Source organism: Vibrio splendidus (assembly GCF_001557875.1).
GTDB lineage: Bacteria > Pseudomonadota > Gammaproteobacteria > Enterobacterales > Vibrionaceae > Vibrio > Vibrio splendidus_F.
In genome coordinates, this window is the sequence record NZ_LNRF01000005.1 from 196,094 (window position 1) to 218,570 (window position 22,477).

At 44.1% G+C, this 22,477-nt stretch carries 21 protein-coding genes; 9 read left to right on the forward strand and 12 right to left on the reverse strand.

The window, feature by feature from the left end; genetic code table 11:
- Positions 1–75 precede the first annotated feature (75 nt).
- On the reverse strand, positions 76–570 hold the full coding sequence (locus tag ATB74_RS14170) for a peptidylprolyl isomerase (protein WP_017060275.1): 495 nt from the start codon (positions 568–570) through the stop codon (positions 76–78).
- A 190-nt stretch (positions 571–760) separates the two neighbouring features.
- Here ATB74_RS14170 and cysS point away from each other — a divergent pair, with 190 nt between their 5' ends.
- Together cysS and ATB74_RS14180 are read left to right on the forward strand one after the other, a co-directional pair.
- Positions 761–2,146, forward strand: a complete 1,386-nt coding sequence (gene cysS / locus ATB74_RS14175) for a cysteine--tRNA ligase (RefSeq protein ID WP_061018956.1) — start codon at positions 761–763, stop codon at positions 2,144–2,146.
- A gap of 97 nt (positions 2,147–2,243) precedes the next feature.
- Complete coding sequence (locus ATB74_RS14180; protein ID WP_017060277.1) at positions 2,244–2,822, forward strand: thymidine kinase; 579 nt, start codon at positions 2,244–2,246, stop codon at positions 2,820–2,822.
- Between the two features lie 149 nt (positions 2,823–2,971).
- Here ATB74_RS14180 and ATB74_RS14185 read toward each other — a convergent pair whose 3' ends face one another.
- The 3 genes from ATB74_RS14185 to ATB74_RS14195 all read right to left on the reverse strand — a co-directional run bounded on the left by ATB74_RS14185 (position 2,972) and on the right by ATB74_RS14195 (position 4,829).
- Positions 2,972–3,637, reverse strand: coding sequence for a YdcF family protein (locus ATB74_RS14185; protein WP_060982822.1), 666 nt, complete (start codon positions 3,635–3,637; stop codon positions 2,972–2,974).
- The gene (locus ATB74_RS14190) at positions 3,630–4,484 is read right to left on the reverse strand and encodes an NAD(P)H-binding protein (RefSeq protein ID WP_061018957.1); all 855 of its coding nucleotides are present in this window, start codon (positions 4,482–4,484) and stop codon (positions 3,630–3,632) included. The genes ATB74_RS14185 and ATB74_RS14190 overlap by 8 nt, the downstream gene beginning before the upstream one ends.
- Before the next feature lie 114 nt (positions 4,485–4,598).
- Entirely contained in the window at positions 4,599–4,829 is a 231-nt protein-coding gene (locus tag ATB74_RS14195; protein WP_017630468.1) for a TIGR02647 family protein, read from the reverse strand.
- 257 nt (positions 4,830–5,086) lie between these two features.
- On the opposite strand from ATB74_RS14195, the gene ATB74_RS14200 reads away from it, so the two are divergent.
- Both ATB74_RS14200 and focA read left to right on the forward strand, forming a co-directional pair.
- A complete protein-coding gene (locus ATB74_RS14200; RefSeq protein ID WP_061018958.1) occupies positions 5,087–6,394 on the forward strand; it encodes a hypothetical protein in 1,308 nt (435 codons plus the stop codon).
- A gap of 362 nt (positions 6,395–6,756) precedes the next feature.
- Positions 6,757–7,599, forward strand: coding sequence for a formate transporter FocA (focA, locus tag ATB74_RS14205; RefSeq protein WP_048614492.1), 843 nt, complete (start codon positions 6,757–6,759; stop codon positions 7,597–7,599).
- Positions 7,600–7,957: 358 nt separating this feature from the next.
- Here the strand turns inward: focA and ATB74_RS14210 are convergent, their stop codons facing one another.
- Positions 7,958–8,752, reverse strand: a complete 795-nt coding sequence (locus ATB74_RS14210) for an ABC transporter permease (protein ID WP_061018959.1) — start codon at positions 8,750–8,752, stop codon at positions 7,958–7,960.
- A gap of 437 nt (positions 8,753–9,189) precedes the next feature.
- Here ATB74_RS14210 and torE point away from each other — a divergent pair, with 437 nt between their 5' ends.
- Genes torE through torA form a run of 3 tightly spaced genes read left to right on the forward strand, consistent with a single transcriptional unit; the run spans position 9,190 to position 13,091 of the window.
- On the forward strand, positions 9,190–9,372 hold the full coding sequence (gene torE / locus ATB74_RS14215; RefSeq protein WP_008222628.1) for a trimethylamine N-oxide reductase system protein TorE: 183 nt from the start codon (positions 9,190–9,192) through the stop codon (positions 9,370–9,372).
- A gap of 50 nt (positions 9,373–9,422) precedes the next feature.
- Positions 9,423–10,604, forward strand: a complete 1,182-nt coding sequence (gene torC, locus ATB74_RS14220; RefSeq protein WP_009848788.1) for a pentaheme c-type cytochrome TorC — start codon at positions 9,423–9,425, stop codon at positions 10,602–10,604.
- A gap of 24 nt (positions 10,605–10,628) precedes the next feature.
- Positions 10,629–13,091: a trimethylamine-N-oxide reductase TorA gene (gene torA / locus ATB74_RS14225; protein WP_061018960.1), complete on the forward strand. Its 2,463-nt coding sequence runs from the start codon at positions 10,629–10,631 to the stop codon at positions 13,089–13,091.
- A gap of 286 nt (positions 13,092–13,377) precedes the next feature.
- On the opposite strand, the gene ATB74_RS14230 is transcribed toward torA, so the two are convergent.
- A complete protein-coding gene (locus ATB74_RS14230; RefSeq protein WP_060982815.1) occupies positions 13,378–14,592 on the reverse strand; it encodes a putative manganese transporter in 1,215 nt (404 codons plus the stop codon).
- A gap of 200 nt (positions 14,593–14,792) precedes the next feature.
- On the opposite strand from ATB74_RS14230, the gene ATB74_RS14235 reads away from it, so the two are divergent.
- A complete protein-coding gene (locus tag ATB74_RS14235) occupies positions 14,793–15,698 on the forward strand; it encodes a manganese-dependent inorganic pyrophosphatase (protein ID WP_061018961.1) in 906 nt (301 codons plus the stop codon).
- 149 nt (positions 15,699–15,847) lie between these two features.
- Positions 15,848–16,237, forward strand: a complete 390-nt coding sequence (locus ATB74_RS14240) for a DUF2750 domain-containing protein (RefSeq protein WP_004734596.1) — start codon at positions 15,848–15,850, stop codon at positions 16,235–16,237.
- 97 nt (positions 16,238–16,334) lie between these two features.
- On the opposite strand, the gene ATB74_RS14245 is transcribed toward ATB74_RS14240, so the two are convergent.
- From ATB74_RS14245 to sapA, 6 genes are read right to left on the reverse strand one after another with little or no spacing between them, the layout of a single operon-like run.
- Positions 16,335–17,114 carry a DUF2927 domain-containing protein gene (locus tag ATB74_RS14245; protein WP_061018962.1) on the reverse strand — a complete coding sequence of 260 codons (780 nt, stop codon included), beginning with the start codon at positions 17,112–17,114 and terminating at the stop codon, positions 16,335–16,337.
- Positions 17,115–17,150: 36 nt separating this feature from the next.
- The gene (locus ATB74_RS14250; protein ID WP_017060304.1) at positions 17,151–17,933 is read right to left on the reverse strand and encodes a peptide ABC transporter ATP-binding protein; all 783 of its coding nucleotides are present in this window, start codon (positions 17,931–17,933) and stop codon (positions 17,151–17,153) included.
- The gene (locus ATB74_RS14255; RefSeq protein WP_060982812.1) at positions 17,930–18,931 is read right to left on the reverse strand and encodes a peptide ABC transporter ATP-binding protein; all 1,002 of its coding nucleotides are present in this window, start codon (positions 18,929–18,931) and stop codon (positions 17,930–17,932) included. Before ATB74_RS14255 ends, ATB74_RS14250 begins: the two co-directional genes overlap by 4 nt.
- Positions 18,931–19,818: a putrescine export ABC transporter permease SapC gene (gene sapC, locus ATB74_RS14260; RefSeq protein ID WP_060982811.1), complete on the reverse strand. Its 888-nt coding sequence runs from the start codon at positions 19,816–19,818 to the stop codon at positions 18,931–18,933. Before sapC ends, ATB74_RS14255 begins: the two co-directional genes overlap by 1 nt.
- A complete protein-coding gene (locus tag ATB74_RS14265; protein ID WP_060982810.1) occupies positions 19,805–20,767 on the reverse strand; it encodes an ABC transporter permease in 963 nt (320 codons plus the stop codon). The genes sapC and ATB74_RS14265 overlap by 14 nt, the downstream gene beginning before the upstream one ends.
- Positions 20,767–22,389 (reverse strand): ABC transporter substrate-binding protein SapA, encoded by a 1,623-nt coding sequence (gene sapA, locus ATB74_RS14270; RefSeq protein ID WP_060982809.1) that lies wholly within the window; start codon positions 22,387–22,389, stop codon positions 20,767–20,769. Before sapA ends, ATB74_RS14265 begins: the two co-directional genes overlap by 1 nt.
- Between the last annotated feature and the right edge of the window lie 88 nt (positions 22,390–22,477).

Here is a 22,477-nt window from a genome sequence, read left to right on the forward strand (position 1 = left end):
GGTCTAAAAAAAGGGAGCGATTCGCTCCCTATATCCTGATTTATCGGCTCATCAATACTAACCGAAAGCGATGAATTAAGCTTCGATTGTAGTACCAGTGATGATCACTTCTTCTAGAGGTACGTCTTGGTGCATACCCATAGAACCAGTGCTAACACCTTTAATCTTGTTTACGATGTCCATGCCTTCAACAACTTCTGCGAATACACAGTAGCCCCAACCGTCTAGGCTTTCGCTACGGAAGTTTAGGAAAGAGTTGTCGTTAACGTTGATGAAGAACTGAGAGCTCGCTGAATGCGGTTCCATAGTACGAGCCATTGCTAGCGTACCAACTTTGTTCGCAAGACCGTTGTTCGCTTCGTTCTTGATCGTTGCACGAGTCGCTTTTTCTTTAAGGCCAGAAGTCATGCCGCCGCCTTGAATCATGAAACCATCGATAACACGGTGGAATAGTGTGTTGTCGTAGAAACCGTCACGGCAATACTGTAGAAAGTTTGCGCTTGTTTCTGGTGCTTTTTCTTCGTTTAGTTGAACTTTGATGTCACCAAAATTTGTGTGAAGGATGATCATGATTGTTACCTTACTGTCTTTTTAATATGAAAAGCGATTCTAGCCTAGTTTGATTGAGTTTCAAAATACGAAATCGTCAATAGATAACAAGGAGTTTAGCCGATTTGGTGGTGAAAGGTATTACCTATTAAGGTATGACTTGTTATACTGCGAGCTTATTTTTGATTAATCCATAAAATAGATAGAGATCATGCTGAAGATATATAACACGCTCACAAGACAGAAAGAGGAATTCAAACCAATTACAGCTGGCAAAGTCGGTATGTATGTCTGTGGGGTAACCATATACGATCTCTGTCATATTGGTCATGGTCGTACGTTCGTTTCATTCGACGTAGTAACTCGCTACCTTCGTTACCTTGGTTACGATTTGAACTTCGTTCGTAACATCACAGATATCGATGACAAAATCATCAAGCGTGCTAACGAAAACGGTGAGTCTTGTGACTCTCTGACTGAGCGTTTAATCGGTGAAATGCACGCAGACTTTGATGCATTGAACATGAAGCGTCCAGATGTTGAGCCACGTGCGACAGAATACATCACTGAAATCATCGAGCTTGTTGAAAAGCTGATTGAACGTGGTTTCGCTTATGTTGCAAGCAACGGCGACGTGATGTTCGAAGTAAAGAAATTCGACGAATACGGCAAGCTTTCTAAGCAAGACCTTGATCAGCTTCAAGCGGGTGCTCGCGTTGATGTTGAATCTGCAAAACGTAGCCCATTAGACTTCGTTCTTTGGAAGATGTCTAAGCCAGGTGAACCTACATGGGAATCGCCATGGGGCCCGGGTCGTCCAGGTTGGCACATCGAATGTTCAGCAATGAACTCGTCTATTCTTGGTAACCACTTCGATATCCACGGTGGTGGTTCAGATCTACAGTTCCCTCACCACGAGAATGAAATCGCACAGTCTTGCTGCGCTCACGGCACTCAGTATGTAAATACTTGGATGCACAGCGGTATGGTGATGGTAGACAAAGAGAAGATGTCTAAATCACTGGGTAACTTCTTCACTATTCGTGACGTGCTAGCGCATTACGATGCTGAAACGGTACGTTACTTCCTAATGTCTGGTCACTACCGTAGCCAGCTAAACTACAGCGAAGATAACCTAAACCAAGCTCGCGCATCACTAGAGCGTCTATACACGTCACTTCGTGGCCTAGACCTTACTGCTGCTCCTGCTGGTGGCGAAGAGTACGTAACTCGATTCTCTACAGCGATGAACGACGACTTCAACACTCCTGAAGCTTATTCAGTACTGTTTGAAATGGCTCGTGAAATCAACCGTATCAAGCCAGAAAGCATCGAAAAAGCGAGTGGACTTGGTGCATTGATGCGTGAACTAGCAGACATCATCGGTATTCTTCACCAAGAGCCAGAAGCCTTCCTACAAGGTGGTGCGGCAGGTAACGACGATGAAGTGGCTGAAATCGAAGCGTTGATCAAACTGCGTAACGACTCTCGTGCTTCAAAGGATTGGGCAAACGCCGATCTTGCACGTGACAAGCTAAACGAGTTGGGTATTGTTCTGGAAGATGGCCCAGAAGGTACGACTTGGCGTCGTAAGTAAATCTTATAAAAAGGGCTGATTTTCAGCCCTTTTTTCTAGCACGAATTCTCTATTTTCACCTTTCTATCTTCAACTTTTAATTAACAGGAATATTTCTGTGGCTCAGATGTATTTTTATTACTCGGCAATGAATGCGGGTAAATCAACAACGCTTCTTCAATCTTCATTCAACTACCAAGAACGTGGCATGACGCCAGTGATCTTTACGGCAGCGTTGGACGACCGTTATGGTATCGGTAAAGTGAGCTCACGAATTGGTCTGCAATCTGAAGCTCAGCTGTTTAAAAATGACACCAACATGTTTGATGCGATCAAAAAACTTAATGAGGAAGAAAAGCGTCATTGTGTTTTGATCGATGAGTGCCAATTTTTATCGAAGGAGCAGGTGTACCAATTAACAGAAGTGGTTGATAAACTGCACATCCCTGTACTTTGTTACGGCTTACGTACCGATTTCTTGGGTGAACTGTTTGAAGGTAGCCGTTACTTATTGTCTTGGGCAGATAAACTCGTTGAGCTTAAAACAATTTGTCACTGTGGCCGTAAAGCGAACATGGTAATTCGTACCGATGAGCACGGCGTGGCGATTGCTGAAGGCGACCAAGTGGCTATTGGTGGTAACGACAAATACGTTTCTGTTTGCCGTCTGCACTACAAAGAAGCGTTAGGTAAATAAGTCGATTTATAGTTCAGCTAGCAAAAACGAAAAACGGTGACCAAGTGTCACCGTTTTTGTTTATTGAGCCTGTGTTTTGTTTTCTTCCAAGCCGAGCTTTTGTTTTATTCCCAGCCGAGCATTTACTTTGTTCAAAGTCTAACTTTTGCTTATTCGAATCCGAGCTTCTTCAATGCTTGATAGGCGTGGTCAACGTCGTCGGGGATGGGCATCTCAATCTGAAAGCCTTTCTCTGGGTAGGATTTGATTCGCTCGTAATCAGCAATCAACGCACCTAACACCATGTCTAACGGCAACTCTTCATTAAAGTAATCAACCCAATCCTGCCATTTTGAAGTCACCGTGACTTCTGTCGTTTCTTCAGGCCACTGTTTGCTGAAGGTGGCGTAGGTACGTTTCTCCATAAAGGGCTTCTGAACTAAGGTTAGCCTCTTCGGCGATAACCCTTGCTCTGTCAGCAATTTATGAGTGAATCGTACATTTTCCCCAGTATTTGTCGCGTGTTTCTCTATGATAATGTCAGAGTCAGGCACACCACAATCTCGTGCGATAGAAGCGAATGTTTCTGCTTCTGAGCGTTCAAAGCTTCCTTCCGTAAAGCGTCCTACACCACCAGAAAAAACAATGTAAGGCGCGACCTTTTGGTTATACAGATCTGCTGCGTACTCAGCGACACGAGTATCATTACTGCACAACACAAAGATACAGTCTGAAGGCGTAACCTTGTGACCCATAGACATAAAGTTCCAAAGAGTGTCGACTGAGCGATGCAGTTTTATGTTGGGATCTTTGTTAGCTATAGATTGTTCAGTCATGAAGTGCGTCCAGTGTGGATTCGAATTTAAATGAATAACCTAAGTCGAGAATCTTCTTCGAAGAGATCAGTTTGTCTGGGGTATCAACAACAGCGGGTAGAGGCTCACTGCTGTTGGCGCTTTTCAGTGCTGCGGCATAAAACTCAGCCTTACTTACTGTGTTTGGTGTTGTCACGTTAACTACTTCGTTGTGCAGTTGACTGATAGCGAAATCGACAGCACCAATCGCGTCATCAAGATGCAGCATATTGGCTGGAGCTTGAGTGCTGACTTTTTTTAGTTTACTGGCAAACCTTGATGGGTGACGGCTTGGGCCTATTAACCCACTAAAACGAAGAATGGTGTAGTCGATACCGGAATCAATCACTGACTGTTCAGCTTGCAGCATGATTCGTGCGTTATCGGAAAATAAAGACGCGTGCTCGTTATCTGATGTCGAAAGGGCTAGCGATGCATCCAGTTCGTTCAACACACCCGGTTTGGTTGGGTATACCGTGGTTGAACTGACCATAATGAGTTTCTTAATGTTGGCCTTTTGACATGCATTGGCGAGTTGTTGCCAATAGTCGGCATACTCTTGTCCTGCTCCTTTTCTAAAGCCAGGGGGGAAGCTACCAATCACAATCTCAGTGTTGTTTTCTAGTAACAGTGAATAGAGTCGCCCGATAGTCTGCTGTGGCTCGGATGAATCAAAACTAAACATTTCACATGGGATTCGTTCGCTACCAATGGTGTTTGCTCCCGCTTGGGTCGTTTTCGTGACCACCACTCGGTTACCATGTTTTTCTAAATGTTCAGATAAAGGTGCACCTACCCATCCTGCACCGACAATAAATATAGAAGCCATGTGTTCCTCACAACTGCAAATGACGAATTTACAATAAGCCTAACAAAGCTTTGCCCAAAAATGAAAAAACTCCACGGCCGAAGCGAGTGGAGTTTTTGCTAGTACAATAGAGCTTTATTTAAGTACGCGAAGCAGCTTGTCTGCACGCTCTGCCATCTCAATACCTTCATCTGTTAGGTAACCGCCGTCTGGCTGAGTACAAAGGTTTTTTTCGAATAGGCGCTTAACAGCGTCTTGAGTTTCTTGAGCAGCCTCTTGATGAACTTTAATTCCAGTAGCAGCACTACTTACATCAAATTGAAGAAGGAGGTTTAAATCAGCAATATGTTCAGCGTTGTACTTCATAATTAACCTATATATTCATAACGTTCTCTACCTTCACCTTAGTGCGCATTCTCGGCTCAGGCAATAGCAAATAAAGAGAATTGATAAGTGATACCAAATTGATTGATTAATCATCGAGCGATGGGTTTATTTTGGTTATATTGGGTGATTTGCACCCACTTAAATCATCAATGATGTTTATTGCTAAGTGGTTGTAATATATTGTGACTAGAAATAATTTGCATTGAGCGAATATTGTATAAAAAGGATATGCATAAGTGAGAGCGAACAAAGTAGCATTAACGATCAGTATGCTATTTGCTATCTCAGGTTGTCAAAGCACACCCTCAGAGCAGACAGACGCGAACCAAACCACAAACAACAATAATGAATCTACAATAGAGGTCCGTTCATTTCAGTCTGTCCAAAGCGTTTACTCCGAATGGGAAGTTAAGCTTGAAGACCATGCTCAATTGTCTCTCTATGCACCAGAGAATTACAATGAACTATTAGACGCATGGGATGATGCTGAAAGCATTTATGCGGACTTACTGAAAAACGAAACTCGGATAACCAAGAGCTACTCCATTTTTTCGAGCCTGACTTACGCTGAAGCCTTTGATGAAAAAATAGCGTTGATCAAATCAAATTATGACTCGATCTTAGTGTTAAAGAAGAAGGCTGACCGAGTACTCGCTGATTCGATTGTCCAAATGGATTACCTGAAGTTTCTTGGCGCAGATACCATGTTTACCTCGAGCTATAAACGTTTGTATTCAGAATACAGCGAGTTGTTCGAGTACGTGCTGGTCGATGAGCTTGAAGACGCTCAAGAAGCGCAGGTGGAATTTCTTAACAATGCTCGCTTACTCGAAGTTAAAGTGGCTCATAAGAAATACATCGAACCTTTGAAGAACGAATTAGAGTTCTTGGAAGATGAAGATTTTGATGATGTTGCTCCGCTGACCTTTGCGAAGGCGACATCTCAAATTGCGTTGGCCGAAAGCCAAGTGAAAGCCAGCCCTCGTGAAAAGTCGATCATTGAAGACGCGGTTCACGCTGCAGAGTTTGAATTGAACCACGTGCGCAGTGTCGCTCATGAAGTCAAAGTGCTCGCGAGTGTAAAAGGCGACAAGTTCGAACAGTCGGTTTTGAATGCAGAGAACCAGCTACTGAGTATTTCACAAGTCGTCAATGATGAAGATTACCGTGACGTTGTGCTTCGTCAGCAATCTCAGAAGATTGTAGCGAGTGTTAAAGCGTTAAAAAGCTCCGACATGACAGGGCTATTAAAGTCAGAAATTGAAACTTTAACTGAGCAATTGGCCCTACTGGAGTCTGAAAACCAGAAGCAAGCGCAGCAATTGTCTGAAGCGATCAAGCACAGTGAGTTGCTAGGTGAGCAGATTACGAAGAGTGATGCTCACATAAAAAGCTTAGAAGAGTTAGTCGATAGTTTGAAAAGCTTAGGTAACAAAGTTGCCAACGAAAGTGACTCTGATGTGATGTCCCCGACTATTGAATCTAATTTTGAGGATGCAACCCTAGAACAATCATCAGAAGAAGTGATTGAACCTTCGGTTTAGCATCACTAATTTCTTTATTTGTGATTGAGTTAAAAGCGCCTAAGGGCGCTTTTTTGCGTTCTGTTGATCTATGTCAAAATCTACAAATAAAAGCACCCAGTGAGTCGTTATAGTGTACGTTATTCTTTTGGTTTTAACGTAACTTGTTGATATTTATAGGTGTGTTATTTTCTATGCTGATAACTAATCATTCAGCAGAGTTTTCTTTTTACTACTAAAGTCGTATGAATTTGGAATAACTCGGACTATTTGCTTTCAACAAGGCTGTGAGAGGCATTTTGAGCCTAAAATAGCTCTTGAATTCAGAAATGAAAGAGAGGATTATCGCGCTCCCGACGACATGTTTCAAAATGTAAATCATCATGAATCTAAACCAATTTGACTCATTATTACCGCCACAAATGGCTGAGCGCGCTGCAGATATTGGCGTAGGTAAAGCAACCAAAGATCCAATCAAATCTTTTCTCCTGGCGATTTCCGCTGGCATACATATCGGTATTGCGTTTGTGTTCTACACCATCGTAACGACCGGTGCTGGTGATTTGCCTTGGGGTATTACTCGCCTATTAGGTGGCCTTGCATTTAGCTTGGGCTTAATTCTCGTTGTTGTTACCGGTGGTGAGTTATTTACCAGTTCGGTGCTGACTCTGGTTGCTCGCGCAAGTGGCAAAATTACTTGGCGCACGCTCGTCAAGAACTGGGCTACGGTTTATGTAGGTAACTTGATTGGCGCATTGTTGCTGGTGGCATGTATGCTTCTGACCAAACAGTACATGTTTGACCATGGCCAGGTTGGTTTAAATGCAATGGCGATTTCCCAACACAAGATGCACCATGATTTTATCCAAGCTATCGCGCTCGGTATCATGTGTAATGTATTGGTTTGTATCGCGGTATGGATGACGTTTAGTGGACGTACACTAACCGACAAAATCGCTGTAATGATTTTACCTGTTGCGATGTTCGTATCGGCTGGTTTCGAGCACTGTATTGCGAATATGTTTCAAGTCCCTTTAGCTATCGGCATCAAAACATTTGCTCCAGCTGAATTCTGGACAATGACAGGCGCTAACCCTGCGGACTATGTTGATCTGAACATGATGGACTTTTTAATGAACAATTTGCTGCCCGTTACCATCGGAAACATCATTGGCGGCGGTATCTTTGTTGGCATGTGGTACTGGTTGATCTATCTGCGTGACTAATCAAGGTGGCTCTATCAACAAAGTTGGCGTACCTAACTAACTCAGCTGACGAGATGAGCTAAAGTTCATTGGAAACACTGAACTGACTTATGACATTTACAAGACGGTCTGCATTGCAGGCCGTTTTTTATTTGTGGAAAACCTACTTAATCATTTCTTAAATTATCATGTGAACGCTCAATAGTATTACTTAGCGTATGTGTATATGTCTTTGAAAACACCGAAGGATCAACGGTAATGATCGTTCTTTGGATAGAAATGGACAAAAAAGGATCTATATTGATTTGGTTATCCACAATTTCTGTGGATAACCTGTCTCAAATTCAGTGAGTAACCAGACCTTAAGGGAGTGGGGGGGTTATTTCGAAGGCTGTATTTTAGCGAGAACTCGTCCTTCTTTCGTCAAGCAATTCTTCAATGAAAGGTGCAGAGCAAGTGCCAAAGAGCAACTCATCATCACGAAAATAGCCAACATGATCATCAATTGATACTTAATCGCGATCATCGGTGAAGCTCCTCCTAAGATCTGTCCTGTCATCATTCCTGGTAGTGTCACTAAGCCTGTCGTAGCCATAGAAGCCATAATCGGAGACATCGCTTTCTGTATTGCATTACGTACAAAAGGCGCAGCTGCATAGCTTGGTGAGGCTCCTAACGCGATTGCCGCTTCATATTCTGATTTCTGCGTTTCAAAAGCACCAAACAGGTTCTGCAATGCCACTATATTACTGCTTAAGCTATTACCTAATAACATCCCTGCGATCGGGATAAGGTATTGCGCGTTAAAAACCGGTGTCGGTTTAATGATGAAAAAGCAGATGAACAAGACAATAGGTACACAAGTTACCGCGAGGCTAACGGCGACAGGAGCCAAAAGTAGGTTTCTTGGCAGCCTAGATTTTTCAACAATCGAGCTTGCTCCGACGATAATCATCGCAAATAACCACAGCAAATTGACCCACAAACTATTCAACGTGAACAAGTACTCTAGGTAAAGTCCAACCAGGAATAGCTGAATAACCATACGAATTATGCTAACAGAAGCCTCTTTGCCAAGGCCGAGTTTTAATTTGTGGTTGATGGTAATGGGTAGCAAGAGAAGTGAGCTGAAGAACAATAACTGCCACCAAGATATATCAATAACGTCTTGCATAATGCTTCCTTTTCAGTAGGTCCCCATCATATCTGAAAGTGCCAAATGATGCATTTCAGCTTCTCAACTGTTGCTTCAAAAAACATTCAATAATTTAACAAACAAACCACAAAATATTGGTTGTTTGAGGCTTTTTTGGCTACTACTTAGTAGGTAAAACGTTAAAATTAGTTACAGTATGGTTGTGTAAGTGTTGGAATTTAACAATTGTGAAATATACTTAATTCTTCACATTTGTTAATACTTTTTAATAACTTTGTTTAACTAAAAACAAGTTTGGATGACCTCAAAAAAGTATTGATTAGCAAGGGTTATAACGGGAGATTTGATTGAACCCTACTTTGTGTATGGTCTAAAATTTGTTGTTAGATACTTAAGAACTTTAGCCCCATAGAATGGGTTACTCGAAATTACTAAATACAAAATAGGCAAAATGTATGAGTGATGTTAATAAAATTGAAACTGGCGAAAAACGCTCGTTGGAGTGGAAGTCTTTCCTCTTCATTGCGGTGGTTCTCTTTCCAATATTAAGTGTGGCTTTTGTAGGCGGCTACGGCTTCCTAGTTTGGGCACTGCAAGTGTTTGTATTCGGACCTCCTGGTGCTCACGGCGGCATGTAATGCCCTCTAGTAACAACATTTTTTAAAATCAATATTTAAGAGAGCTAAACATGAAATCATTTTTAGTTAAATTATGGCGCACAATGACTCGCCCAGCGGTACACATCAGTCTTGGTGTACTAACTATGGGTGGCTTTATCGCCGGTGTTATTTTCTGGGGCGGTTTTAACACAGCTCTAGAGCACACAAATACAGAAGAATTCTGTGTAAGCTGTCACACCATGCGTGACAACGTATACGTAGAACTACAAGAAACGGTTCACTGGAAAAACACTTCTGGTGTACGTGCTACTTGTCCTGACTGTCACGTTCCACATGAATGGACAGCAAAAATCGCTCGTAAGATGCAAGCATCTAAAGAAGTATTCGCTCAAGTATTTGGTGACCTAGATACACCTGAGAAATTCGAAGCTCGTCGTATCGAACTGGCTAAACACGAATGGGATCGTTTCTCTTCGAACAAATCTCTAGAGTGTAAAAACTGTCACAACTACGATTCAATGGACTTCGAGAACATGCGTCCAACAGCGCGTATCCAGATGAAGAATGCAGCAGAACGTGATCAAAGTTGTGTTGACTGTCATAAAGGTATTGCTCACAACCTTCCAATGGATATGGCATCAGCAAGCGGCATTGTTGGCGAGCTAGAAAATGTAGCAAGCAGCACATCTTACGCAAATGGTTCTGACGTGATCTCTATTCGTCACCTACCAATGTACACAGATGAAACAGCAACAGTTGAAGCCGGTCTATTAAGCCCTGCAAGTAAAGTTGCGGTTATCGACGAAAAAGGCGACATGATCAAGATTCAAATCGACGGTTGGCGTAAAGCGAAAGGCTTCGGACGTGTAATCCAAGAAGACTTCGGTATGAACATCTCGACTGCAATCTTAACGAAAGAAGTCTCTCAAAGTGACGTTATCACTGTTGGTGAGAAGAAAGAAGATGAGCTTACTGGCCTTCCATGGGAAGAAGTTAACCTAGCACTTTGGATGAAGAAAGAGTCTATGGTTGATAACTTCGATCCAATCTGGAACGCAGCGGGTCAAGCGTACCAATCTAACTGTTCAACGTGTCACTCACAGCCAGATGAAGCTCACTTCAGCGCTAACGGTTGGGTAGGCATGCTAGATGGTATGATTGCATTCGTTAACTTCGATACAGATACAGAAGCACTTGTTCTTAAGTATCTACAGAAGCACTCATCAGATTTTTCTGAAGGCCATCACTAATAAGACGTCAATTGGAGTAACACAATGGCAATTACAAGAAGAAGTTTTCTGAAAGGTGTCGCTACTACAAGTGCGGCATCGGTTATCGGTCCAAGCTTATTGGCGTCGGCATCAGCGTCTGCAGCAGAAACAGACGGTGCGTGGAAAGTCTCTGGTTCTCACTGGGGTGCATTCCGAGCTCGTGTTTATGCGGGTAAAGTACAAGAAATTAAACCTTTAGAAATCGATCAACACCCTACTGAGATGTTGAAAGGTATTAAAGGTATTATCTACAGCCCATCACGTGTGCGTTACCCAATGGTTCGCCTAGATTGGTTGAAGAAGCATAAATACAGCGCAGACACGCGTGGTAACAACCGTTTTATTCGTGTGACTTGGGATGAGGCACTAGACCTTGTTTACCGCGAACTAGAGCGCGTACAGAAAGATTACGGTCCATGGGCGCTTCACACAGGTCAAACTGGTTGGAGACAAACGGGTCAGTTCCACAGCTGTACTAACCACATGCAACGTGCAATGGCACTTCACGGTTACTCTGTGAAGAAAATCGGTGACTACTCAACAGGTGCTGGTCAAACGATCATGCCTTACGTGCTAGGTTCTACTGAAGTTTACGCACAAGGTACATCTTGGGAACTTATCCTAGAAAACAGTGACAACATTGTTCTTTGGGGTAACGATCCAGTTAAAAACCTGCAAGTAGGTTGGACATGTGAGACTCACGAGTCGTTCGCATACCTAGAACAGCTGAAAGAAAAAGTTGCTAAGAAAGAGATCAACGTTGTTTCTGTTGACCCTGTTAAAAACAAAACAGGTCGTTACCTAGAAAACGAGCAAATGTACATCAACCCACAAACTGATGTGGCGTTCATGCTTGGTGTTGCTCACGTGCTTTACAACGAAGGCCTATACGACAAGAAGTTCATCGAAACTTACTGTCTAGGTTTTGAAGACTTCATCAAGTACGTTCAAGGTGAAACGAAAGATAAAGTTGAGAAGACACCTGAGTGGGCTTCTGCTATCTGTGGCGCAAGCGCGGACTCTATCCGTGACTTCGCTAAGATGCTGGTTAACGGTCGTACGCAGATTCTTGTTGGTTGGAGTATCCAACGTCAAGAGCACGGTGAACAGCCTTACTGGATGTGTGCAGTTATCGCAGCAATGGTTGGTCAAATTGGTCTACCGGGCGGTGGTATCTCTTACGGTCACCACTACTCTGGTATCGGTGTATCTTCAACTGGCTTCGCTGCTCCGGGTTCTTTCCCGCTGAACATCGACCAAGGTCAATCACCTAAGTACACCAACACAGATTACAACGGCTACAGCCGCGTAATCCCAGTTGCCCGTTGGGTTGATAGCTTGCTAGAGCCTGGTAAGAAGATCAAAGCGAATGGCTCAACGGTAACACTACCTGATATCAAGATGATGGTATTCAGTGGTAACAACCCGTGGCACCACCACCAAGATCGCAACAAGATGCGTAAAGCATTCAAGAGCCTACAAACTGTAGTGGCTGTTGATTTTGCTTGGACTGCAACTTGTCGTCACTCTGACATCGTGCTTCCTGCATGTACTCAGTGGGAACGTAACGATATTGATGGTTACGGCGCATACTCTGGTCGTGGTTTGATCGCGATGCACAAGCTAGTGGATCCTCTGTTCCAGTCTAAGACTGACTTCGAGATCATGTCTAGCCTGACTAAGCGTTGGGGTCGTTACGACGATTACACGCGTGGTATGGACGAAATGCAGTGGGTTAAATCACTGTACGAAGAATGTCGCGCTTCAAATGAAGGCAGCTTCGAAATGCCTGAGTTTGCTGAGTTCTGGGAGAAAGGTTTCCTAGACTTCGGTAAAGGTAAGCCATGGACTCGTCACGCTTCATTCCGTGAAGATCCAGAGATCAACGCACTAGGTACACCTTCTGGTTTCATCGAAATCACAAGCCGTACTGTTGGCAACATGGGTTACGAGCACTGTCAAGAACACCCAATGTGGTTCGAGAAATCTGAACGTTCACATGGTGGTCCAGGCTCTGAGAAACACCCGTACTGGCTACAATCTTGCCACCCAGACAAGCGTCTGCACTCTCAGATGTGTGAATCTGAAGAGTGGCGTGCGACTTACGCGGTACAAGGCCGTGAGCCAATCTACATCAACCCAACAGATGCTAAGAAGAAAGGCATCAAAGACGGTGACGTAGTACGTGTGTTCAACGACCGTGGTCAACTACTAGCAGGTGCTGTTCTAATGGACAGCTACGCTCCTGGTGTTGTACGTATCGAAGAAGGTGCTTGGTACGGTCCGATCAACGAGAAAGTGGGAGCGCTAGATACATACGGCGATCCAAACACACTGACTCAAGACATCGGTACGTCTGAACTTGCTCAAGCAACGTCAGCAAACACATGTTTGGTAGACTTCGAGAAGTTCCAAGGCAAACTGCCTCCAGTAACTTCATTCGGTGGACCAATCGAAGTTTCTTAAGTCTTGTACCTAAGAACCAAGATTAGAGCTTGAATTAAAGCCCTTGTAAGCACTCTTACAGGGGCTTTTTGTATTTTGGCTATATAGGGGGGGGGTATGATAAAGAATGTATGTAGCACCTCTAGAGAGGCATTTAAGAGGTACTAATGTCAGAGAATCAACTACCAGCTTATAGCACTCTTGTAAGAAGCGTTATTGAGGGAAGGAGGAAATAACCAACCAAAATCAAAAAGGCCGATACAAAGTATCGACCTAATAGAGACCTATGGAATTGAATCAGCTTGAGTTAAATTTCGAACATAAACCAATATCCGTACGCACAGATTAAAGCAGGTACGCTAGAGTACAAGGTCGCGACTAGCGCAGCTTTAGGTGCCATCGCAATGGCAGGGAATAGCGCATCACCATCATTTGAAATGGCGTTACCTACCTGAGCAGAAAGTGGAAGCGCACCTGAAAGGTAAAGGCTAGTCACCAATAATTGTGGTCCACAGCCCGGTAGCAAGCCCATCAGGACCCCTGCCAGGGGGAGCATAATGCCCCAGCTTGAGAATAGCGTCGCAAAATCAACATTTGCTATCACAGAACCAAATTCGAAAAACAGAAAGGCAACCACCACCCAAGCCGTAACAAAGTTCGTATCTTGTGCGGTTTTTTGAAGTGGGTGAGAGCCCAGACATTTCTCGTCCTCACTTACCGCTGATTTGTAGTCTTCAATCTCGCGAGTAAGCCCCCAAAGAAACATCGAGCTTATTAACAAAATTGTCCCCGCCCATTCCATCGACATTTCAGGCAACGCGAGTAACTCGTTTACATCCACTTGAAAAGAGCCGAGCAGGGCAACAGCAGCACCAGGAATAATCAGTACAGACCAAAGGTAACCTTGCAGGTTTATCGCTTTTTTAGAGACCGATTCTTTGTCTTGAGATTGAGAAGCACAGCTGTTGGTGGCTTCATTTTTTTCTGCTTGTTTCGGGCGTAAGAAGTCGTCTGCGTGAAATAAGTTAATAATTCGGCCTGACGCAGTACCCACTATCACGCCCATCGCCATCATGGCTAAACCTGTCTTCGGCTCGCTCGCTATTAGTAAGAACGCAGCGTCACCCATGGTGGAGACAAGTACAGCAACTACCGCACCAAATCCGAGTTTTCCCGAGATAAATTGTGTGGTCACCACTATCGCACCGCCACAGCCGGGCAACGCCCCCATGAGAGCCGCGAATACCACTTGGTTGGAACGAGATTGATGGACGAGCTTATTGAAGACGTTATCTTTGTTGATGTACAGGCTTAACCAGTGGTAAATCGCCAAGGTTAAAGCCACATAGCATGACACTGCCCAGAAGGCGTCAGATAAAGTAGTGACCGTCAGTTCTCGCGTAGCAGGAGCCGCAACCAAGGCTGCAAGCGAGATAGGTAATAGTAGCCGTTTAAATGACAGTGAAAACTGAGTTGTTTTCGCAGCGCTACTGCTTGGTAAAAAAGAGATTAGTCGATCCATAGGTGTTACTCAAAATTAGTGGCTTAAGATAAATATATATGAATGATAATAATTATCAATTGCATTTGTTGTTTTTTATCTATTGTTACTATTGGCTAAACCTACGAAACATGACCAATCTAAAAAAATGAGGTAAAGTATGGGTAATAAAGAGAGGCTCTAAAGGTAGAGTCATAATTGTTAGTGTAATAGGAAGAAACATGATTTTAGTTGTTGGTCACAAAAACCCTGATAGTGACAGTATTTGTAGTGCGTTAGTTGCAACTGAGCTTCTTAAAGCTCGTGGCGAGGAAGCGACACCAATTCGCCAAGGCGAGATCAACCGCGAAACTCAACACATTCTTGAAGTTGCTGGTGCTGAAATGCCAGAACTTCGTACTTCTGTTGCTGGTGAGAAAATCTGGCTAGTAGACTACTCAGATCTAGCACAAGCACCAGATGATGTTGCTGAAGCAGAGATCGTAGGTATTGTCGATCACCACCGTCTAGGCGACGTGATGACAGTAAACCCAATGGAAGCTTGGATCTGGCCTGTTGGTTGTACAAACACTGTACTTTTCAACATGTTCAAGATTGAAGGCCACGCTATCTCTCAACAAATCGCTAAACTAATGATGTCTGCAATTCTTTCAGACACAGTTGGTTTTGCTTCTCCAACATGTACTCAAAAAGACAAAGACGCTGTTGCTGAGCTTGCTGAAATCGCTGGCGTAACAGACGTTGATGCTTTCATCAAAGCACTTCTAATCGCTAAAACAAACATTGAAGGCCTATCTGCTGCACAGCTAGTAGAAAAAGACCTTAAAGGCTACCCATTCAACGGTCGTGATGTTGTTGTTGGTCAAGTTGAACTTGCGACTCTTGAGCAAGTAGACGGCATGATCGAAGCGCTAGAAGCTGATCTTGAAGAGCGTTGTGAGAAAGATGGTCTAGCATTTGCTGCGGTAATGCTAACTGACATCACTACTGCGCAAACTCGCCTTCTTTCCAAAGGTGAGTGGGCTGAGAAATTGGTGAAGCACGAGAAAGACGGCGTATTGATGATGGAAAATACACTAAGCCGTAAGAAGCAAGGCTGGCCTTGGCTGCAAGGTGAGCTTGTTTAATCAAGTCACTTAATAATAAACGCCTGCTACCTTAGCAGGCGTTTTTCTTTGAAGTAGATTTTCTTCTTCATCGATAATGTTTGAAGTTAAAAGCACTCGGCATAGAATAGCTTTGAGAGCAAAGTTACTGACTAAAGTAGGAAATTAAGATGACTACACAGCTAGACGATAAAAAAATCGCTGAAATCAACAAGTATACGGGCGAGCAACGCCTGAAATACTGTGTGAAAGAAATCGTAGCAAACCGTGAAGTATGGATCTTAACCGATGAACACGGTTGTGTAATGCTGAACACAGAAGATGAAGACTGTGTTCCAGTATGGCCAAACCAAGAGTTCGCAGAGTCATGGGCAACGGGTGATTGGTCTGAGTGTAAAGCTGAGTCTATTTCGCTAAACAAATGGCACAGTCGCTGGACGAATGGTCTAGAAGACGACGAGCTTGCTGTTGTAGTATTCCCGAACGAGCAAGAAGAAGGCGTTATCTTGTTTCCGGATGAGTTCGACTTCGAATTGAAAAAGCAGGCTGCTAAGCGCTAGTTCTTTCGTAATACTGTAACATCGTAAGTCAGCGTTGCCTTTCTTAGGCAGCGCTATCATCCTATTATCCCATCTAAGCTGTTTCCAACGTATTTTCTCAATACCCAATCAACTGATACAAGGGTGCTTGCTGCGCTGCTTTAGAAGCTTGTTGAAGCACACCTGTTTTGCTGTACCTCTTGAGTATCTTTCGAACGATAGGTTTTACTTCAGACTGTGTCATTCCAGCTTTCAATTCTGGTTCATACAGTAGTTGCAGTAGCACCACATCTAAGGGAGATATCAAGTCTTCTGGTGTATGGTCATTGAAAATAGAAGGGTAGGCTTTATCTGAATCATTCGGCAGGCCTAGAGCTTGTGTGATCTCTTCTACGATACATGCGACTAACTTACCTTGCGATCTTGCCTGATCAACGGGAATTACAATCCCAGCGTAAACAATCTCACCTTTAGAATTGGTTTGATAACTTGCCGTACAGTTGGCGCTATTTAAATGCTGAGTTGATTTGAGCTTGAGCACCGATTTCGCCTCAGATATCCACTGGCTCTGCCTCGTGTATATCCATTTAATGTTCGCTTCGGACTCTTTACTGACGATTGTTATCGGGTGTTGAGTGACTTCAGATAGGTGTTGGATATGAAGCTCTGTGAGCTCTTGGTGCAGTTCCTCATCACCGACGCGGTGATCGATCCAAATCTTGATCGGTTGTTTCCATTTGGCGAGCGGTTTGTTGCCTTGGGAATATTCGTGTTGAAGCGCAACGTTATAAAAGGCCGTTTCGACGAAGGTTCTATCTAGCCAAGTGAGTGGTGTGCTTGTCGCGTTAAAGGAAAACAGTACCAACAAGAGGGGAAGCATTGAAGCTGTTCGTAACATACTTTTCCCCTCTGCTGAATGAAGCGTGATTACAGATTAGTGGTTCGGCGCTTTGGAGAAATGGCTCTCAACCAATCTTTGGGTGATTTGGTGAGTTGGGTTGGTCAACACTTGATCCGTTTCCCCACTCTCAACTACATTACCTTCGTGCATGACAATGATCTTGTCGGTAATGTGCTTAACAATACCGAGGTGTTGGGATACATAAACGAACGATACGCCCATCTCTTCTTGTAACTCTAAGAACAGGTTGATGATTTGCGAGCGCATTGCCATATCCAAACCATTCAACGCTTCATCAGCGACAATGATGGATGGCTGAAGTATTAAGGCACGAGCCAAACAAACCCTTTGTTTTTGGCCTGCTGCAAGCATCTGAGGGTAGAAGTAAGCATGTTCTGGTAGAAGACCCACGCGTAACAGTGTGTCTTTCACACGACGCATACGAGCCTCTGGTGGCATATTGGTGTTTCGCTTTAATGGACCTTCAAGAATACGACCGATCTGTATACGCGGGTTTAGCGACGTATTCGGATCTTGGAAGATCATGCGAATCAGCTTACAACGAGTCGAGTAGTCTTTGTGTTCTAGCTTTTCGCCGTTTACGCGGATCTCGCCCGCGGTTGGTTCAACCATGCCTGCGAGCATTCTTGCTAATGTTGATTTCCCGGAACCATTCTGACCGATAAAACCAATCGTCTGACCGGCTTCCAGACTAAAGCTCACAGGTTTCACCGCCTGATGAATCTTTTTACGGAAAAGACCAGAGCGAGTCGTAAAGTCTTTAGACAAATCACTGACTTCTAATAATGCACTCATGATTTCTTTTTCTTCTCCATATTCAGAGGGAAGTGACAGTTAAACTTATGGTTTTTGATACGTTTAGTATGTGGGATCTCGACACACTGCCTTTGCGCATATGGGCAACGAGGCCCTAATCGACAACCAATAGGAAGATGCTGCAGCGGCGGAATTGATCCTGGCAAAGATTGCAGTTTCTCTTTGTGGGGAATCCAGTCGTTAAAGTCTGGCATCGCTTTTAGCAGAGCAACGGTATATGGGTGTTTGGGTGCATCCAATAGCTTCTGCGTATCAGCTGATTCTACAGACTGACCACAGTACATAACGGTAATGCGAGTCGCCCATTGAGTAATGGTCGTTAAGTCATGGCCGATCAGAATGATGGTCGTGTTATTGATCTGATTCATTCGGCTCAACAGACGCAAGATCTGAGACTGAGTAATCGGGTCTAAATCGTTGGTTGGTTCATCGGCAATCAAGACTTTTGGTTTGGCAGCAATAGCCATAGCAATCATGACTTTTTGACACTCACCATCGGTCAACTCATAAGAGTAACTATCCATTAAGCGAGAGTGGTCTTTGATGCCCACTTTGTGCAGTAACGCGATTGCTTGTTTCTTACGCCACTTAAATCGCTGCCACCAACGACCTTCAAATGCATGGGAAGGAATCGCTTCAATGAGCTGATTGCCCACTTTTTCCGATGGATCAAGACACGTAGAAGGTTCTTGGAAGATCATCGCGATATCACGAGCAATTACACGTCTGCGCTCTTTAGGAGTCAGTTGCAGCAGGTCGATATTACCTAAGCGCATTCTGTCTGCAGAAACCTTCCAATTCTCTTTACAAACTCCGACGATCGCTTTGGCAACCAAGCTCTTACCTGAGCCTGATTCTCCCACTAAGCCACGAATTTCGCCTTCATTGAGGGTAATACTCATTCGATCTACGGCTTTAACCATCCCTTGAGGAGTCTCAATTTCGATAGTTAGATGTCGAATATCAAGTAACGGCATTATTCGATTCCTGCATTTAGCGCTTGGCGAACACCTTCACCGACGAGGTTAATCACGATAACTGTAAACATAATTGCTAAGCCGGGTAGGGTTACTGTCCATGGCGCAAGGTAAATCAGCTCGACTGAATCACCCAAGATTGATCCCCATTCAGTACTTGGTGCTTGAGCGCCAAGCCCTAAGAAACCTAAGGCTGTGATATCAAGAATTGCGACTGATAGTGCTAGTGTAATTTCAAGTGCCACCACGGTAAGAATATTAGGGAGGATTGAGTTCCATAGTAGATAGAAATCGTTCGCGCCATCAAGGCGAGAAGCCAAAATGTAGTCTTTTTCTACTTCAGCATGCACGGCAATGTACACTGAGCGTATAAAGCGCGGAATCAATGCCAAACATAAGGCCAGTAAGATATTAAACTCACCAAAGCCTAAGAACGCCACGAAAATAATCGCCAACAGAAGAGATGGAATCGACATTACCGTATCAAGCAGGTGGTTTAGTGTGCTTGATAGCAATCCACGCGTCATACCAGCAAGTACGCCAATTAAGCAACCAATGACCGCCGCGATAAAAGTAATCACAACCGCAGCGCCGAAAGTAAGCTGAGAGCCGATAATCAGGCGAGAAAGAATGTCTCGACCTAAGTCATCAGTACCTAAAAAGTATTCAACCGTACCCGCAGGATCCCACGAGGGAGGGGTTAGAAGGTGTCCCGTTTGCTCTTGTGCATCATGCGGTGCTAACCACGGTGAAGTGACGGTAACCAGAATGATAAGCACCAAACACCACAAGCCAAACATAGCCAGATTATTGCTACGGAAGCTGCGCCAGAAACGTTCGAACTGGGTTGGAATCTGTTCTTCTTGGTAGACGTTATTTGTTAGCATACCATTCCTTCCTTACCAGTGGATTGATCATCGCGCCCAGTAGATCGGACAGAATGTTGGCAGTCAAAACCAAGGTTGCCACTACAATTACGCCTGCTTGAATTGAAACGTAATCTTGATTCGATAATGCATCCAATAACCAGCGACCAATACCCGGCCAGTTAAAGATAGACTCGGTAATAATAGCAAGCGTTAACATACTCGATAGTTGAACGCCGACCTTTGGAATAATCGGAGGTATTGCGTTTCTTAGCACGTGCTGCGTAATGATCTCTCTTGTTGAAAGGCCTTTGATTCGAGCGGCGCGGATGTAGTTTTGCGTCATTACTTCAGCCACTGACGCTCTCATCAATCGGATTACTTGAGTCGTTGGGGCGAGTGCTAAAACAAGACAAGGCAACGCCATGTGCTCGATAACACTTTGTAGTGCGTGTGCGCGGTAGCGACCTTCGGCAAAAAAGGCGTCAATCATCGCGAAGCCAGTCACGTGTTCAATCTCATAAAGTAGATCGTAACGGCCGCCAACTGGGAACATCTCAAAATGCAGTGAGAAGACCATGATCATCAGCAATGCGACCCAAAATATAGGTGCAGAGTAACCGGCCATTGAGGTGAAGGAAATGGTGGTATCGACGAACTTGCCTTGCCTCATACCTGCAATCGTGCCGAAAGGTATGCCGATAAACAGCGCAAGCACAAAGGCAAAGAAGCACAGCTCTAGCGTTGCAGGGAAAACCACGGCCAACTCATCGATGATAGGTACGCCGTGTTTGCTTAGACCAAAGTTTAGTGTCGACAATTCAGTGATATAACTAAGCCAACCGGGCCAAAAATCTTGAATTGCCCAAGGTGAGGTTTGGTCTAATCGAAGCAGAGCAAAACCCACTAATGTCAGAATCCCTAACGTAATAATGAATAAGTTTACACGTCTTAATGTATACCAAAACATCACTGCACCTCTCTTCTGACTTGATCAAAAGGTTGAGCATTGAAAGGGCTCTGCTTAAAACCGGTTAGCGAACGATCGTGCACGCGGAATTGCACGCCATGAGCCAGAGGGATCACAGGAACTTCTTCATTGAGAATATTTTGGGCTTGTCGATACAAGTTCACACGGTGCCTTTGTTGATTGATCTCTAATGCTAAGTCGAGGAGGAAATCAAAGTCTGAATTACACCACATCGAGACATTTAACCCTGCACGCTCCGAGCTGCATGAGAGAAGCGGACGTAAGAAGTTATCAGGATCACCTGTATTGCCTATCCAGCCTGTAAGCAACAAATCTGTTGAGGAAATCGAAGACAACTGTGTGCGGTCAAATCGGTCGTCGGTATAGAGTTTCAATTCAATACCTATATCGGCCAAGTTTGCTTGGATTAGCTCTGCCGTTTTTCTTGGGCTTGGATTGTATGCGCGTGGCTCTAGTGGTACCCACATCGAAAGCTCTAATCCGGGCTCGACACCGGCTTCTTTAAGAAGCGCAATCGCATAGTTTCGGTCGTAGCGAACTTGAACACTGTCTTTTTGGTGAGCCCAAGAAGTAGGAGGAAGCAATGTGTAGGCCTTAGTACCGGTACCGTAATATACAGAGTCAAGAATGTTCTGACGGTTGATGGCTAAATTCAATGCTTTACGTACTCGAGAGTCACGCAGGGCTGGGTGCTCAGTATTCAGCGCGATGAAAGAGACATTAACCGCAGGCGTGGCGGAAATTTTCAACTCTTCATGAGCTTGAATAATAGGAATCTGACTAGAAATAGGTGAGTTCAACACGTCACATTCACTGCGGAGAAGCTTGGCAAGTGTGCCTGTCCCACGTTGTGAAGTATCAAACACAACTTGGTCCATTTGTACTTCACCTCTCCAGTAATGCTTGTTCTTTTTCAAGCGAACTAGGTCATTGATCTGGTATTCGTCTAAGTAAAAAGGACCAGTACCGACTGGATTGGAATCGATTTGATTTTTCTCATCCGCAGCAATGAGCTTATTGGCATATTCTTTAGAATGAATGACCGCATAGCTGGTGGCGATATTATTGAGAAATGAATTGTCTGGGCGACTTAATTGGAATTTCACCGTTAAGTCATCAACTGCAGTGATATCGACAATCAGGTTTTTGAAGTCGATTCCGGCAAACCATGGATATAGGCCGCCGCCCACATAATGAAATGGGTTTGAACTATCAATGACACGTTCAAAGCTAAACACCACATCTTGTGCATTCATGCTACGAGTTGGGGTAAACCATTCTGTAGTTTGGAACGCAACATTTGGGCGCAGTTTAAAAGTGTACTCTGTACCTGATTTATCAACAGACCAACTTGTCGCCAAGTTCTGTCTTGGTCGGTAAGTCATTGGATCAAGAGTGAGCAGTGTATCGAAGATTTGAGGGCTCAGCGATTCTGCGGTAATACCACTATCAACCAGTTGTGGGTTGAAGGTACTAGGATTACCTTGGCCGCAATAAATGAAGCCTTTTTCACGGATTTGCTCGTGATTTACACTCTCACCACATCCAGCTAGAAAGCTCAGCGTACAGATGCTCAGTGATAGTCTTATTAGTGCTTTCATAAAAAGAAATACTTTTCGAAACGAGGCGTTAGAGGAGCCTCAAGATCCGGACAATTTAACATTTTATTTATTCGGCTCCAAATAATAA

Excerpts from the sequence above, each read along its gene's own strand:
- ATB74_RS14170 (WP_017060275.1), bottom strand. The coding sequence starts at position 570 with ATGATCATCCTTCACACAAATTTTGGTGACATCAAAGTTCAACTAAAC.
- cysS (WP_061018956.1), top strand. The coding sequence starts at position 761 with ATGCTGAAGATATATAACACGCTCACAAGACAGAAAGAGGAATTCAAA.
- ATB74_RS14185 (WP_060982822.1), bottom strand. The coding sequence starts at position 3,637 with ATGACTGAACAATCTATAGCTAACAAAGATCCCAACATAAAACTGCAT.
- ATB74_RS14190 (WP_061018957.1), bottom strand. The coding sequence starts at position 4,484 with ATGGCTTCTATATTTATTGTCGGTGCAGGATGGGTAGGTGCACCTTTA.
- ATB74_RS14195 (WP_017630468.1), bottom strand. The coding sequence starts at position 4,829 with ATGAAGTACAACGCTGAACATATTGCTGATTTAAACCTCCTTCTTCAA.
- focA (WP_048614492.1), top strand. The coding sequence starts at position 6,757 with ATGAATCTAAACCAATTTGACTCATTATTACCGCCACAAATGGCTGAG.
- ATB74_RS14210 (WP_061018959.1), bottom strand. The coding sequence starts at position 8,752 with ATGCAAGACGTTATTGATATATCTTGGTGGCAGTTATTGTTCTTCAGC.
- torE (WP_008222628.1), top strand. The coding sequence starts at position 9,190 with ATGAGTGATGTTAATAAAATTGAAACTGGCGAAAAACGCTCGTTGGAG.
- torC (WP_009848788.1), top strand. The coding sequence starts at position 9,423 with ATGAAATCATTTTTAGTTAAATTATGGCGCACAATGACTCGCCCAGCG.
- torA (WP_061018960.1), top strand. The coding sequence starts at position 10,629 with ATGGCAATTACAAGAAGAAGTTTTCTGAAAGGTGTCGCTACTACAAGT.
- ATB74_RS14230 (WP_060982815.1), bottom strand. The coding sequence starts at position 14,592 with ATGGATCGACTAATCTCTTTTTTACCAAGCAGTAGCGCTGCGAAAACA.
- ATB74_RS14235 (WP_061018961.1), top strand. The coding sequence starts at position 14,793 with ATGATTTTAGTTGTTGGTCACAAAAACCCTGATAGTGACAGTATTTGT.
- ATB74_RS14240 (WP_004734596.1), top strand. The coding sequence starts at position 15,848 with ATGACTACACAGCTAGACGATAAAAAAATCGCTGAAATCAACAAGTAT.
- ATB74_RS14245 (WP_061018962.1), bottom strand. The coding sequence starts at position 17,114 with ATGTTACGAACAGCTTCAATGCTTCCCCTCTTGTTGGTACTGTTTTCC.
- ATB74_RS14250 (WP_017060304.1), bottom strand. The coding sequence starts at position 17,933 with ATGAGTGCATTATTAGAAGTCAGTGATTTGTCTAAAGACTTTACGACT.
- ATB74_RS14255 (WP_060982812.1), bottom strand. The coding sequence starts at position 18,931 with ATGCCGTTACTTGATATTCGACATCTAACTATCGAAATTGAGACTCCT.
- sapC (WP_060982811.1), bottom strand. The coding sequence starts at position 19,818 with ATGCTAACAAATAACGTCTACCAAGAAGAACAGATTCCAACCCAGTTC.
- ATB74_RS14265 (WP_060982810.1), bottom strand. The coding sequence starts at position 20,767 with ATGTTTTGGTATACATTAAGACGTGTAAACTTATTCATTATTACGTTA.
- sapA (WP_060982809.1), bottom strand. The coding sequence starts at position 22,389 with ATGAAAGCACTAATAAGACTATCACTGAGCATCTGTACGCTGAGCTTT.